This is a genomic window from Vagococcus penaei (assembly GCF_001998885.1).
Taxonomy (GTDB): domain Bacteria; phylum Bacillota; class Bacilli; order Lactobacillales; family Vagococcaceae; genus Vagococcus; species Vagococcus penaei.
Genome location: NZ_CP019609.1, coordinates 463,692 through 477,021 on the forward strand (window position 1 = coordinate 463,692; position 13,330 = coordinate 477,021).

Below are 13,330 nucleotides of genomic sequence, written 5' to 3' on the forward strand. Positions count from 1 at the left end.
GAAAAAATAAGGTGTGATGAGAATAAGAAAACACACTGGAGGAAATGTCATGTTAGAACGTAAACCAAGAAGAACTTTTACCAAAGAATTTAAACAACAAATGGTAGATCTTTACCAATCAGGAAAACCTAGAATAGATATTATTCGTGACTATGAGTTAACTCCTTCAACTTTTGATAGGTGGGTAAAACAAGGAACAACCACAGGTTCATTCAAAGAAAAAGATAATTTAACACCTGAACAAAAGGAATTAATCAAACTCAGAAAAGAACTTAAAATGCTTGAAATGGAAAATGATATTTTAAAGCAAGCGGCGCTGATATTCGGACGAAAAGGCAAGTAATTAAAGCCAACAAACATAAATATTCTATATCAGCGATGTGCCGAGTCCTTAAAATATCAAGACAAACTTACTATTATCAGGAAAAGAAGCCATTACTAGAAAGTGAACTAGAAGAAATTGTGGAAATGATTTTTCGCCAAAATAAAAAAGCTTATGGCGCTCGTAAAATAAAAAAAGCACTTAGTTTAGAAGGCATCATTCTCAGTAGAAGAAAAATTAGAAGGATTATGCGACACAGAAACCTCGTTTCTGTGTATACGAAAGCTTATTTTAAGGTGGTATCTTCTAATGTGAATGAGTCTAAAATAACCAATCAATTAAAACGTCATTTTAACTCCGTTATGCCATTAGAAAAAGTTGTCGCCGATTTAACTTATGTCAAGGTTGGCAATCGTTGGCACTATGTCTGTTTAATTCTTGATTTATTTAATCGAGAAATCATTGGATTTAGTTGTGGGGCATCAAAAGATGCCGAATTAGTTAAACAGGCATTTTATACGATTCCGTACGCCTTAACAAACATTCAGTTGTTTCATACTGATAGAGGAAAAGAATTTGATAACCAAGTGATTGATACCATACTAAATACATTTAATATCAAGCGATCGTTGAGTAGAAAAGGAAATCCCTGGGATAATGCCGTCGCCGAGTCAACTTATAAATCCTTTAAAGCAGAGTTCGTTTATCCCAATCAGTTTGAGACACTAAAAGAATTATCTGTGGCTCTTTATGACTATGTTCATTGGTGGAATCATTTCAGAATACACGGAGCATTGAATTATGTCACTCCGCTTAGTATCAGAGCTCAGAGATTAGCGATAGCTTCCCTTGAGGATGAGTCAAACTGTGATACGTGTGAGATAGCGGGTTGATTTTTATAAGTCAACACACCGCGAAAGAGTCACAGTTTGAGAGGCTCATGGTCAAGGGTAATCGGATAACAGTACCAATGTTTTGACACCTTATAATATTTGTCAAAAAAAGTGTTGCCATTCCAAAACCATTTTTTACAATGGAATAGTCTTCATTTTTAATCCCGCAACAAGGACAAGCCAAAGGCTTATACGTAAGTGTTCCTTTAAAGATTTTGGATTTAACTCCTTTAATGACATTTTCTTCGCAAAAAATAGAATCAAAATAAATATTTGTATCTTTCAAATCAAGTGATATTCGTATACAATTGTTGTGAGACATATGAATCTTCCTTTCTAAAATTGGGTTTGGTCACTTTAATTTTACCAGGAAAATTCGTATGTTTCTTTTTTTGTAAAAAAAGATGTAAATGAATTTCTTCATCCACATCAAAAATTATACAGCCACAAAAAAAGCACCTGAGATAAAATATCTCAGATGCTCAATAAGCAAGAATTATGCTTTAACGATGTTTGTTGCTTGAGGTCCACGTTGACCATCTTCAACGTCGAAAGTCACTGCTTGACCTTCTTCTAAAGTTTTGAATCCGTCACCTTGGATTGCTGAAAAGTGAGCGAATACGTCTGATCCGTCCTCTTGAGTGATAAATCCAAAACCTTTGTCTGCGTTAAACCATTTTACTGTACCTTGTGCCATGTTGCTTCCTCCTTATGCATACTCTTGTATGCGTATTATGTTGCAATATATGTGATGCATAAAAAAGGAAACTATAAAACAATATATATAATTATTCCTAATTTGTATCAAAATACTACATGAATTAATATACCATATGTTTTAGATTTAAGCAACCTTTTTTCAAAATCTTTTTTCAAATAATACGATTAAATTTTTTTGCTGCAGCTTCATCCACAATAATCGTCACATTAGGATGTAATTGTAAGACACTTGCAGGAACATCTTCTGTCACCGGACCTTTAACCGTTTGGTAGATGGCGTCCGCTTTTTTATCACCAAATGCTAACAAAATAATTTTTTTCGCTTGCATAATTGATTTGATTCCCATAGAAATGGCTTGTGTCGGTACATCGTCAATTGACTCAAAATTTCGGCTATTGGCTTTGATTGTCGATTCTGTTAAAGCAACGTCACGTGTCACACTTCCAAATGGTGAACCTGGCTCATTAAAACCAATATGACCATTCTCACCTATCCCCAAAATCTGAATATCAACTGGATGAGCAGCAAGAATTTCTTCATAGCGTTGACACTCAGCAGCAATATCTGTTGCTTGACCATTTGGTAAATAATTAACTTTAAATGGTTTGGCTTTAAATAAATGTTCCATCATAAAATAATGATAACTTTGTGGATCTGTTGGTGCTAAGCCAATATACTCATCTAAATTCACAGAGTTCATTGTACTAAAATCTAAATTACTTGCCACAAGCTCTTGATAAAGTGGTAATGGCGTACTACCAGTTGCTAGTCCTAATGTCTGAATATGATGATGAGTCATCGCATCAGCAATTATTTGATAAGCTTCTTTGCCACCTTGTGTTTGGTTTTCAACCTTAATAAGTTTCATACGTTTTCTCCTCGCACTTTTGGTATAGTCCAATTATAACGCTTTAGCTTATTTTTGGCAACCGTTTTATATGAATTACTTGTCAACATATCGTTGATTACTCTACTAACTCTTGCGTTAATCGTGACCAAGTCGTCAATGCATCACGCATTCCTTTGACTTGATGAACACGAACAATATCAACTCCTTGAGACATTGCATATAAAGAAGCCGTTACAGAGCCGTAATCACGTTCTTTGGGACGACTTTCATCAATAATATGGGCAATGGTCCTTTTTCGCGAGACACCATATAACAATGGGTATTCTTCAAATCGACATAGCTTTGGGTTAGCTAAAATAACTTGATTTTCCTCTAACGTCTTATGGAAACCAATACCTGGGTCAAAACAAATAAGTTCTGACGGCACACCTAATGACTGGCAAAGTTGCACTTTTTCTTGATAAAATTCTTGCAAATCAGTGATAACGTCAACATCAGAACGACGTTGTCTTGAGTGCATCAAAATGATTGGTGTTTGATAATGAGCAATAACTTCACCCATCCCAGGTGTATCAAATCCTTTAATATCATTTATAATACTAGCACCAGCTTGAATGACAGCTTCTGCGACACTTGGAAAATAAGTATCGACGGAGATCGGTATCTGACTTACTTTACGTAAAGCTTTAACAACTGGTAATACACGCGATAACTCTTCTTCCGCTGAAATTTCAGTATAACCAGGTCGTGTGGACTGCCCACCTAAATCAATAATATCTGCACCTTCTTCAATAAGGGTTAACGCATGGTTCACTGCCCGGTCCGTCTGACTAAAATCACCACCATCTGAAAATGAATCTGGTGTCACATTGACAATCCCCATAATTTGACCTTTATTAAACATTTTCTTTCACCTTCTTAATTAATTCCTGACAGGCTTGAATCCTTGGACTAAGCGTTTGACGAGTCTGTAAAGATAATTCAGCCAATGTCTTATTGTAACCATCTGGTACTAAAATAGTATCAAAACCATACCCAGCCTGACCACGTTCTGACTGTGCAATCGTTCCTGTCAGATTTTTTTCAATAATGATTAGCGGTTTTTGTGGTACGTAATAAGCTAAAGTTGTATTGAGTGTGAAAGCCCGATTATCTGTTTCTTGGAGTAATGCTAAAATTTGTTGATTCATCTCACTATCAGATGAATTTTTTACAAAAAAACGTGCTGTTTTCACTCCTAATAAATCTGGAAAAGCAGCTAACATCAAGCCGCCATCATCACCAACTACGGGGCGATTTAACTGACTACCGATTTTTTCTGCCTTTAACTGTGCATTAGCAATAAAAGTATCACCTGTTTCTTGCACATGAATTTCTGGTGACATACAACGATAGGAAGAAAATTGTACCATTTCCGATAATTGCTGCATTTCTTGAATTTTTTGCAAATTATTACTTGCGACTAATAACTGTATCATTAATCTAACGCTCGTAAAAAGTCATTTTTTAATTCACGATCAGATTTAAACGCACCTTGATAATGGAATGTTTTTGTCACACTACCTCTAGCCTTGGCCCCACGCATTGACATACACATGTGCTCCGCTTCAATAGATACAGCAACTCCCTTAGTATTTACCTTTTCATTTAATAAATTGGCAATTTGAATAGTTAAATCTTCTTGAACATTTGGTCGTTTCGCACAAAAATCTACCATTCGTGCCACTTTACTTAAACCTAAGACTTTGTTATCGCTAGGTATATAAGCGACATGGGCTTTTCCATAAAATGGTAATAAATGATGCTCGCACATCGAATAAAACTCAATATCTTTAACTAAAACCATGTCATCATCGTTCATACTTGGAAAAACTTTATAATTTGTAAACTCTTTTTCTCTCACTGAAGAAAAAACTTCTGCATACATTTTCGCCACTCGTTTGGGTGTTTCTTTTAATCCATCTCGATTAACATCTTCGCCAATTGCCTCTAAAATGACTTTGACTGCTTCTTCAATTGCTTGATAGTTTTCTTGATTCATTGCCATTTACCAACTTTCATCTGTCTTTCTAACTTCATCTGCGTTACCACTTTCAGTAATCCACGTCTCCAATGTTTTTCCTAATAATTGCTCTTCAGAAAAAATATCTTGTAATGGAATTAATACAAAAGAGCGCTTGGTTAACTCTTTATGTGGAATAATTAATCGGTCAGTTGTTAACGTTACACCCGAAATCCACAAAATATCAATGTCAATCGTACGTGGTCCCCAACGGATGGTTCGTTCACGGCCTAAAGTCGCTTCAATGACATGAATTTTTTCCAGTAGCACGTCAGGTGATAAATCTGTTGTTATTTCAATCACACTATTTAAATAATTATCTTGTGGAACGGGCCCATAAGGATCTGTTTCATAAATTTTGGCTTTTTTCTGTACCTGAATCCCTGGTACAGCATTTAATAATATGACAGCTTGTTTTAAATAATCAAGACGATTATCTAAGTTACTGCCTAACGCTAGATATGCCTTCATTTTAGTAGTCGCGCTCCATTTCAACTTCAACGTTATCAAAAAAACCTGGGATTGGAACATGATATTTACGAACACGCACAAGTGCATGTGTCAATTGCTCACCATATTTTTCGCCTAATAAATCCAAGACATGATACGTTACTGCTTCAATCAAATCAAAAGATTGGCTTTCTAGATAAGTTTTTACATCTGTGTACACATCTGCATAACTAATTGTTTTAGTCAAATCATCATTTTTTCCTGCTTCTGACATTGGTAAAGTTAATTCAATATCCAACTCTAACTTTTGTCCTAAAACTTTTTCCTCACCTAATACACCATTGTATGTGTATACTAACATATTATTAATACGTACTTTCCCCATAAAAGTCACTCCTTCATATTTTTAAATAAACCTCTTACAGTATAACTTTATTTTTATTTTTTTACATCTCAATGCTTAAAAAAAATCGCAAAAATGAATTTGTCTTAACTATTAACTAGTTATTTATTAACTGACAAATATATGGTAATCTATCTTTGATTTCAATTTAATTCATTTAATATCGACCACTAAACGTAGCGTAGGAGGAAAACATGCTTTTAATCATCGATCATTATGATTCATTTACTTATAATTTGTATCAATATTTTTTAGAATTAGATGAAAAGGTTTCCATTGTTCCTTATCATTTACTCAAAACACTAGATAATTTCAATGATTATTCTGCGGTTATTTTATCACCTGGTCCAGGCAGTCCAACAGACTATCCTGATACCTTAAATTTTTTAAAGGAACATCTGACCAATTTTCCTATTTTAGGTGTCTGTCTTGGCCATCAAATGTTGGCAGAATTTTTTTCTGGAAAAGTCGTTCATTCCACTCAAGTTCAGCATGGAAAAAGGAGCCTAATCACTCATAACGGGGATTCTCAGTTATTCCAACAGTTACCGAACACTTTTTATGTTGGACGCTACCATTCGCTTATGGTCACAGACATTCAATCGCCATTAGTTCCAACCGCTTGGACTTCTGATAACATTATCATGGCCATGGAACACGTCTCGCTACCAATTATGAGTGTACAATTTCACCCTGAATCAGTATTAACTGAAAACGGACACGATCTATTAAGAAACTTTTTAACTACTAGGAGGCAAGCATGTTAAATACGGTACGATTAGATTTTGAAAATGAACTATTCGATTTTAAAGAACCTATTGCTGTTCTAAGTGCCAAAACGCTTAATGATGTTAGCACGCTTTTTAACCAACTAACAGATTACCAAGAACAAGGTTACTATATTGCTGGCTTCGTCAGTTATGAAGCAGCTAGCGCTTTCAACCCTAATTTAAAAACACACCAATCTCTATCCGATTTCCCATTAGCATTGTTTGGTATCTACGCCGATAAAACTTGTCCAGATCCACAACAGTTAACTAGCAACGACAGTCCATTTTTCTTTGAGAAAGATACTGATTTTACTAATTATCAGCAAAAAATCAAGCGAATTCACAATGAAATCAAAGATGGTAACACCTACCAAACGAATTATACCATCCGTCTGAATAGTCAAGTATTCACTGACTATGATGGACTAAGTGTTTACCATGATTTATTAAAACATAGTGCCGTCAAATATTCATCTTTTTTTGATTTGGATAATCACCAAATTTTGTCAGCCTCACCTGAATTATTTTTTAAAGTGACCAATCAAACGATTGAAACTCGCCCGATGAAAGGGACTGTCAGACGTGATTCAAATCCCGAAATTGACCAGAAGAATCAACAATTTTTAGCAGCCGATGAAAAAAATCGTTCAGAAAATATTATGATTGTTGACCTTTTAAGAAACGATCTCGGACAGATTGCTCAACCTGGGAGTGTTTCAGTCACTAAGTTATGTACGATTGAACCTTATCCTACCGTTTGGCAAATGACTTCAACTATTAAGGCATCTATTACGCCAACAACAACTATCTTAGACTTATTTAAAGCACTATTTCCATGTGGTTCGATTACTGGTGCACCAAAGAAAACTACAATGGATTTAATTACTGAATTAGAAGATAGCCCACGTGGCGTTTATTGTGGAGCAATTGGTGTCATCAAACCAAATGGTGACATGATTTTCAGTGTTCCTATCCGAACAATTCAAGTCGATAAAAAAGCACAAACAGCTCGTTATGGGGTTGGCGGAGGCATTACGTGGGAATCAACTGCACATGATGAATTTGATGAAATTTCAGCTAAAGCAAACGTACTATCGACTATATTTCCTCAAATTAAGCTAATTGAATCTTTAAGACTAGAAAACGGTACATTAAAACGTCTAGAAAAACATCTCGATCGTTTAGAATCGAGTGCCAAACAGTTTAACTTTCCTTTTAATCGAGAAAAGACAAGGTCCCAATGGTTAAAAGCTATCAAACCTTATCAAGACGGTCTATTTAAGTTTCGTTGTGAATTATCAAGCGATGGTAACAAAGTCACTGAAGTCCTTCCTCTAACTTCTGATACAACGATAAAGACTGCCCATTTAGCCAAGAAAGCTGTATCTAAGACAATTTTACTAGCACATAAAACATCTTATCGACATCTTTACACAGTTCATCAAGAAAAGCCCATGGTGGAAACAATCTTATGGCAAGCAGATGGTCGACTAACAGAATTAATGACAGGGAATTTAGTTGTGCAATTGGAGGGAGTGCTCTACACGCCAAGACTAAATCACCATATTTTACCTGGTGTCATGCGCCAAGAACTGTTAGCCCAACAAAAAATTGTTGAAAAGGATTTAACGGTTGATGATTTAAATCAAGCAGAAGCACTCTATCTCATCAACAGCGTTCGCGAATGGGTTCCAATCCAATTAATCACAAACGATGATTCTCTGTAATCACACAACAAAAAAACCGTTTGGCACATATTGCCAAGCGGATTTTTTGTTAACTCACTTTTTTATCTTAATTAGTACCATTACCATCTTATATACCAATGATTTGCATTTGTTTAAGTACCCTTTCCATGCGTTCATCCATCGGTAACATCTCCGGCAATGACAACTCGCTAACCAATTGACCATCTAACATAAACAGCACTCGTTTTGAACGGGCTGCAACTTTTGCATCATGGGTTACTAAAACAACCGTTGTCCCTGCTTGATTAATTTTTGTTAGCACATCTAAAATATCATCTGCTACTTTTGAATTTAAAGCACCAGTTGGTTCATCGCCAAAAATAATAGCTGGATTTGCCATTAATGCTCGGCAAATACCCGCTCGTTGTAATTGTCCACCCGAAACTTCTGTTAGTCGACGATTAGCAAGTTCACCAATTCCCACCTGATTCATTAATTCCTGGGCACGTTTTAACAATTGATTTCGCTGCCGGCGATTGTCGCGCATAGTTGGTAAAATAATATTATCAATCAAATTTAAATTAGCTAACAAAGTTGGTTGCTGAAAAATAAATCCCATTTGTTGACGTCGAATATCAGCTAAAGCTTGTTCACTAAGTCCAGTCAAATCTGTACCAAGAAATTCGACAGCACCACTATCAAAAGTATCCATACCACTTAGAACATACATCAAGGTTGATTTACCAGACCCAGATGGTCCCATAATAGATACAAATTCACCTTCAAAAACATCTAATGAGATGGAGTCTAAAACCGTATTCTTTTTGTCAGTCATAGCGTACGTCTTAATAATATCTTGTGCTGTTATTATTTTTTTCATTGTTTACTCCCTCATGCTTTCGCAAATTTTAATCTGTTTAATGCTTAAAGTACCAAGCAATGTCGCTATAACAACCGAACATAAAATAATTAGAGGACCAATTAAATACGTCATAACTGGTTGGATGCTAAGGTCAAATGCTGATGCTCCAAACGACCCAATCACTAAGCCAATCAGACGTTCACCCAATATATTTGCTAGAACTACACCACTGACTAGTGCGATTATAGCGATAAAGACTGTTCGTGTTAAATACTGCTTGATAATATCCGTTGTCGTAAAACCAAGTGCTTTTAGTGCTCCAATAGTCGGTGTTTCTTGGCTAATAAGAAGTCTAGTAAATAAAGTTGTTACTAAAAGCGTTATCAAAATAGCAATCATCCCACCGATATACGCTGCTCGATTCACTGAATGAATCGTTGATTGGAATGTTTGCTGAATAAATTTGTTAATGCTTGTCGTTTTCGCAAATGGAAACTGTTGTGTATAATCTATCGTCAACTCTTCAATCAGCTCTTTATCCACTAGATTTACGTAAATAACACTCCACATCGTATCATCAGAACTAGTGGTGAAAGCTGCTTTCGCTGTTTTTCCACCATTTGTAATATCAGAGTACGTCCCACACACGACCATCTCACGTGCTTGATTATCAACAACCAAAGTTAACGTGTCGCCAACTTTTTTACCTAACTCCTCTGCACTGATGACTGAGAGTGCTATCTCGTGTTCCTTTTGAGGTGCCTTACCTTCCGCATAGGTCAACGGAAAAACTTGATGATTCCCTAATTCAACTTTTAAGCGCTCATCTAACCCATTCGAACCTTTAGTTTTAAGCATTTTGGTCGTTAAAACTGTTTGCTTATCCACTCTTGAATCTTGTGCTAATGATTGAGAAATTTTCGTTGCCCGATCAGGAATATCATTTATTTGTTGTAAATCGATACGGATGTCACTATCCCCAATTCCCATATACGTCACAAACTCTTTTGAGGCAATGGTATGCTTTAAATTTTGCGGTACAATCATCATGAATAAAGCCATTATCATGACGAATAATAACGTTACATATAAACGTTTTTGCGCAAAAATATCTTTTATACCTAAATAAACGGTTGTCGGTACAACTGACGATTGTGTCACATACACTCGTTGACGCTTTTTAAATCTAACAGGAACTTGACCAAATCGTAGTGCATCAACTGCAGACAATTTACGGAAGCGATTTAATAAATGATTGACATATAAACTGTTAATTAGAAAGACCATTAAAATACCGAGAGCACCAACTAAAAAAATCGGCGTTTGTGATGTCATATGCCCCATAAATAATTGACTATTCGCCAATAATTTCCCTTTAAAAACCAATGAGCCTACCAAACCAATAAAACTACCAAACCAATAAAACTACCAAACCAATAAAACTACCCAAAGCAATCATTGTCACGTATTTAGCCAAATAAATTTTTTTAATATCCGTCACACGTAAACCTATCGCTTTCATCACACCAATTTCTCGATAATCGGCTGCTATCCGAGCTAAAAGTGTAAAACGAATGCACATAAACGCAATCAAGACAACTAATAAACTAACAAAAATAAGCACTGTAATCACTAGACCATCAGAAATCGCATTCAATAATTTAAACAATGGATATGTTAATGTCGGACCGTTAGCTTCCAAACCTGCTGTGGCATAAACTGATTCAAACGCACCTAACTGTGCTAGATCATGTAATCTAAACTCAATTAATTGTTCACTAGTACCGTACTTTTTTAGCGAATTGAACTCTTGCTCAGCAACTAAAAAACGCTTTGACGACGCTAACAGAGAGTTCATCTGTGAATCACGTAAAAACCCCGCAACAAGTAAAGTCGTATCACCTATTTGAATATTATCGCCTATTTGAATGGCATTATTTTGACTATAATTAACTGGTACATAAACCTCGCCTGCATTCACTTGAATGACTTGGCCAGTTAAATCTAACAAATAATCAAATTGCTCGCTTTGAGTACTAAAACCATTGTCTTGGCCTGTCCCTACAAACGGTTTACCATTTACCTTAAACTGAGACTCGTCAATATTCACAAATTCTTGTACTTGATGCAGTGCAATTTCAGAATTCTGTTCAACAAATTTTTTTAGACGTTCTTGATTAATTTCACCCTGATGCATTTGCATAAAATGAGGTGTTTTAGCTTCTTCCATTAAGGTATCAATCGAAGAAGTCACTGTACTGATAAAGACACGAGCATCGCTGCAACGGCAACAAACATCGTCATAATCAGTGTGATTACCTTACTTTTCGCAATATCTTCTTTAATTAGCCTATAATACATACGTCACCTCTTTTTCTAACTGTTTAATTGACTGTAATCGATAAATAACTAGAGCTAAAATACAAAGGAATAATCCTGCTGTCATAATGAGTAAGCCCATACCACGCCCTTGACCAGTACCAATTAATTGCCCTAGGCTACTTGCTAAAGCGCCATCTTCAAGTAATAACGGAGTAAAGACATAATCAGCTAATAGTCCAGAAAAAGCATAAGCAGCCACAAACCCTAATTGTGAAACTACTCCAATCAGAGACCAAACTCGTCCTTGTAGCGATGGAGAAACGTTAACACGAATCAAAAAATCCAAAGTTGTATTCGCAAAAGGCATCATAGCAAAAAATAAAAAACCGGATAGACACAAAAGAAAAATACTTTCACGCCAGCCAAAAAGAATCATAAAGAATCCTTCACCAAATAACGACCATGCTAAATATTTTGTAAATGATTTTTTTATGGGTACAATACTTAGCAATACACTTGAAACAAGCATACCAGTTGCGACTATGGCTTCAATAGTTCCAACTACGGCAGTATTAGCAAATGATAAAATCATCGGGACCGATAATAATTCAATAAAGCCTAATAAAAAAGTTAAAATAGCAGATAATAAGACTAAAATAACCAGTCCAGATTGTTGAGTAATCGCTTGCCAAGCTAACTTAAGATCAGCACTCACCGTTGAATGCTCGTATGATTTATCGATCTTCAGTCCTTTACGAACAACCATTGTAGTAAAAATTGTCATAATAATTGTGCCACTATCTAAAAGAATTAATAACTCAATATTTGCAATCGTTAATAGTAATCCTGCAATCACCGGTGAAATTAGGTACTTTGCAGAACTTGTCAACTGCATTAATCCGCTCGCTTTTGTATAATCCTCAGCTAATAGCATATCAGAAACAGTTGCTTTATATGCTGGCTCAATTAACGTAGAAAAAGTCGCACTGATCATAACTCCCAAACAAATTTTCCAAAGAGTCACATTAGGCGATTGAACAACAACTAGCAAATAAATCAGACCAATTAATGAAAGACTATCACCTAAAATCATGAGTAAGCGACGGTCATAACGATCAGCTAGTACACCCGCTAGTGGGCTTAAAATGAGCATTGGAATGAATCCACACAATGTCACAAGTGCCATTAACGATGCTTTGTTAGTCTGTTCATACACGTAGATACCTAGACCAAACGACGTTAAACCACTCCCAATAGCAGAAATAAACTGCCCCACCCATAGCAATAAAAAGCGGCTAAATGTCTGCTGACCACCTTTTTTTGTTGTCATATTACTTGTCACCTCCAGTATCAAACATTGTCATCATGTGTGTTAGACTCCCTTGTTCAACACCTAATAGGCGTTCGATATTAAACATCAAAGCTTGAATACGTGACATAATATCCGCTCCTGTTAACTCAATCATGTCAGTATCAAAAATCGTATCTGTATAAATAACAATCATCTCCATACATTCATACGGATAAGGTGTATCAAACAAACCTTGTTCAACTCCCTCGCAAATAATATCAGCTAAAATTGGTGGAATAACCGTAATCATCGCTCTTTGAATTTTTTGATGCATGAGAGCATTTTGCGGTTGATGAATGTGTTCCATGACCTCATTACTTGGTCCATCTTGACTATTTAGGGACATCACCACTCGAATAATTCGCTCATGAACGGGAATTGTCCGGTCTTGACCGATGTGTTTTGCTTTTTTCAATAGTTGCTCTGTATAGCGTTCAATCAAAGCATCCATAATATCTTCTTTTGATTTAAAATGGTAGTACAGCGTACCACGCGCAATACCAACCGTTTCAAGAATGTCATTTGTACTTGTTCCATCAAAGCCTTTTTGTTCAAATAATTCATTAGCAGCATCTAAAATAGCATTTTTACGTTTTTCGGCTTTTGTCATGTCTTTCATTAAATCAACTCCTTTTA

15 protein-coding genes are annotated in these 13,330 nt (G+C 35.8%); 3 read left to right on the plus strand and 12 right to left on the minus strand.

Annotated elements, in window-relative coordinates:
- The first annotated feature begins 49 nt into the window (after nucleotides 1-49).
- Nucleotides 50-1,215 (plus strand): IS3 family transposase gene (locus BW732_RS02190; RefSeq protein WP_126844577.1). Its coding sequence is split into 2 segments (ribosomal slippage): nucleotides 50-329 and nucleotides 329-1,215, totalling 1,167 coding nucleotides; the frame shifts between segments, so codons are not numbered across the junction.
- Nucleotides 1,216-1,711: 496 nt separating this feature from the next.
- Here the strand turns inward: BW732_RS02190 and BW732_RS02200 are convergent.
- The 7 genes from BW732_RS02200 to folB form a co-directional block, all read right to left on the minus strand.
- On the minus strand, nucleotides 1,712-1,912 hold the full coding sequence (locus BW732_RS02200) for a cold-shock protein (protein ID WP_077275259.1): 201 nt from the start codon (nucleotides 1,910-1,912) through the stop codon (nucleotides 1,712-1,714).
- Nucleotides 1,913-2,087: 175 nt separating this feature from the next.
- Nucleotides 2,088-2,804, minus strand: coding sequence for a glucosamine-6-phosphate deaminase (gene nagB / locus BW732_RS02205; RefSeq protein ID WP_077275260.1), 717 nt, complete (start codon nucleotides 2,802-2,804; stop codon nucleotides 2,088-2,090).
- Nucleotides 2,805-2,901: 97 nt separating this feature from the next.
- Nucleotides 2,902-3,690 carry a dihydropteroate synthase gene (folP, locus tag BW732_RS02210; RefSeq protein ID WP_228414958.1) on the minus strand — a complete coding sequence of 263 codons (789 nt, stop codon included), beginning with the start codon at nucleotides 3,688-3,690 and terminating at the stop codon, nucleotides 2,902-2,904.
- A complete protein-coding gene (locus tag BW732_RS02215; RefSeq protein WP_077275261.1) occupies nucleotides 3,683-4,264 on the minus strand; it encodes a non-canonical purine NTP pyrophosphatase in 582 nt (193 codons plus the stop codon). The genes folP and BW732_RS02215 overlap by 8 nt, the downstream gene beginning before the upstream one ends.
- Nucleotides 4,264-4,827 carry a GTP cyclohydrolase I FolE gene (gene folE / locus BW732_RS02220; RefSeq protein WP_077276847.1) on the minus strand — a complete coding sequence of 188 codons (564 nt, stop codon included), beginning with the start codon at nucleotides 4,825-4,827 and terminating at the stop codon, nucleotides 4,264-4,266. Before folE ends, BW732_RS02215 begins: the two co-directional genes overlap by 1 nt.
- Nucleotides 4,828-4,833: 6 nt before the next feature.
- Nucleotides 4,834-5,319, minus strand: coding sequence for a 2-amino-4-hydroxy-6-hydroxymethyldihydropteridine diphosphokinase (folK, locus tag BW732_RS02225; RefSeq protein WP_077275262.1), 486 nt, complete (start codon nucleotides 5,317-5,319; stop codon nucleotides 4,834-4,836).
- Between the two features lies 1 nt (nucleotide 5,320).
- On the minus strand, nucleotides 5,321-5,683 hold the full coding sequence (folB, locus tag BW732_RS02230) for a dihydroneopterin aldolase (protein WP_077275263.1): 363 nt from the start codon (nucleotides 5,681-5,683) through the stop codon (nucleotides 5,321-5,323).
- A gap of 212 nt (nucleotides 5,684-5,895) precedes the next feature.
- On the opposite strand from folB, the gene BW732_RS02235 reads away from it, so the two are divergent.
- Nucleotides 5,896-6,468 carry an anthranilate synthase component II gene (locus tag BW732_RS02235; RefSeq protein ID WP_077275264.1) on the plus strand — a complete coding sequence of 191 codons (573 nt, stop codon included), beginning with the start codon at nucleotides 5,896-5,898 and terminating at the stop codon, nucleotides 6,466-6,468.
- Complete coding sequence (pabB, locus tag BW732_RS02240) at nucleotides 6,462-8,198, plus strand: aminodeoxychorismate synthase component I (protein WP_077275265.1); 1,737 nt, start codon at nucleotides 6,462-6,464, stop codon at nucleotides 8,196-8,198. The genes BW732_RS02235 and pabB overlap by 7 nt, the downstream gene beginning before the upstream one ends.
- 88 nt (nucleotides 8,199-8,286) lie before the next feature.
- Here the strand turns inward: pabB and BW732_RS02245 are convergent, their stop codons facing one another.
- The 5 genes from BW732_RS02245 to BW732_RS02260 all read right to left on the minus strand — a co-directional run bounded on the left by BW732_RS02245 (nucleotide 8,287) and on the right by BW732_RS02260 (nucleotide 13,313).
- Nucleotides 8,287-9,039: an ABC transporter ATP-binding protein gene (locus tag BW732_RS02245; protein ID WP_077275266.1), complete on the minus strand. Its 753-nt coding sequence runs from the start codon at nucleotides 9,037-9,039 to the stop codon at nucleotides 8,287-8,289.
- A gap of 3 nt (nucleotides 9,040-9,042) precedes the next feature.
- A complete protein-coding gene (locus BW732_RS11505) occupies nucleotides 9,043-10,386 on the minus strand; it encodes an ABC transporter permease (RefSeq protein WP_211329916.1) in 1,344 nt (447 codons plus the stop codon).
- Between the two features lie 43 nt (nucleotides 10,387-10,429).
- Nucleotides 10,430-11,251 carry an FtsX-like permease family protein gene (locus BW732_RS11510; protein ID WP_228414959.1) on the minus strand — a complete coding sequence of 274 codons (822 nt, stop codon included), beginning with the start codon at nucleotides 11,249-11,251 and terminating at the stop codon, nucleotides 10,430-10,432.
- Between the two features lie 120 nt (nucleotides 11,252-11,371).
- On the minus strand, nucleotides 11,372-12,673 hold the full coding sequence (locus BW732_RS02255) for an MFS transporter (RefSeq protein WP_126844417.1): 1,302 nt from the start codon (nucleotides 12,671-12,673) through the stop codon (nucleotides 11,372-11,374).
- A 1-nt stretch (nucleotide 12,674) separates the two neighbouring features.
- A complete protein-coding gene (locus BW732_RS02260; protein ID WP_077275267.1) occupies nucleotides 12,675-13,313 on the minus strand; it encodes a TetR/AcrR family transcriptional regulator in 639 nt (212 codons plus the stop codon).
- Nucleotides 13,314-13,330: the final 17 nt, after the last annotated feature.

What these genes read in the sequence shown, in the direction of transcription:
- folE (WP_077276847.1), bottom strand. Translation starts at nt 4,827, where the DNA reads ATGAATCAAGAAAACTATCAAGCAATTGAAGAAGCAGTCAAAGTCATT.
- BW732_RS02260 (WP_077275267.1), bottom strand. Translation starts at nt 13,313, where the DNA reads ATGAAAGACATGACAAAAGCCGAAAAACGTAAAAATGCTATTTTAGAT.
- BW732_RS02235 (WP_077275264.1), top strand. Translation starts at nt 5,896, where the DNA reads ATGCTTTTAATCATCGATCATTATGATTCATTTACTTATAATTTGTAT.
- BW732_RS02200 (WP_077275259.1), bottom strand. Translation starts at nt 1,912, where the DNA reads ATGGCACAAGGTACAGTAAAATGGTTTAACGCAGACAAAGGTTTTGGA.
- BW732_RS02245 (WP_077275266.1), bottom strand. Translation starts at nt 9,039, where the DNA reads ATGAAAAAAATAATAACAGCACAAGATATTATTAAGACGTACGCTATG.
- BW732_RS02215 (WP_077275261.1), bottom strand. Translation starts at nt 4,264, where the DNA reads ATGATACAGTTATTAGTCGCAAGTAATAATTTGCAAAAAATTCAAGAA.
- folK (WP_077275262.1), bottom strand. Translation starts at nt 5,319, where the DNA reads ATGAAGGCATATCTAGCGTTAGGCAGTAACTTAGATAATCGTCTTGAT.
- BW732_RS02255 (WP_126844417.1), bottom strand. Translation starts at nt 12,673, where the DNA reads ATGACAACAAAAAAAGGTGGTCAGCAGACATTTAGCCGCTTTTTATTG.
- BW732_RS11510 (WP_228414959.1), bottom strand. Translation starts at nt 11,251, where the DNA reads ATGGAAGAAGCTAAAACACCTCATTTTATGCAAATGCATCAGGGTGAA.
- folP (WP_228414958.1), bottom strand. Translation starts at nt 3,690, where the DNA reads ATGTTTAATAAAGGTCAAATTATGGGGATTGTCAATGTGACACCAGAT.
- nagB (WP_077275260.1), bottom strand. Translation starts at nt 2,804, where the DNA reads ATGAAACTTATTAAGGTTGAAAACCAAACACAAGGTGGCAAAGAAGCT.
- folB (WP_077275263.1), bottom strand. Translation starts at nt 5,683, where the DNA reads ATGGGGAAAGTACGTATTAATAATATGTTAGTATACACATACAATGGT.
- pabB (WP_077275265.1), top strand. Translation starts at nt 6,462, where the DNA reads ATGTTAAATACGGTACGATTAGATTTTGAAAATGAACTATTCGATTTT.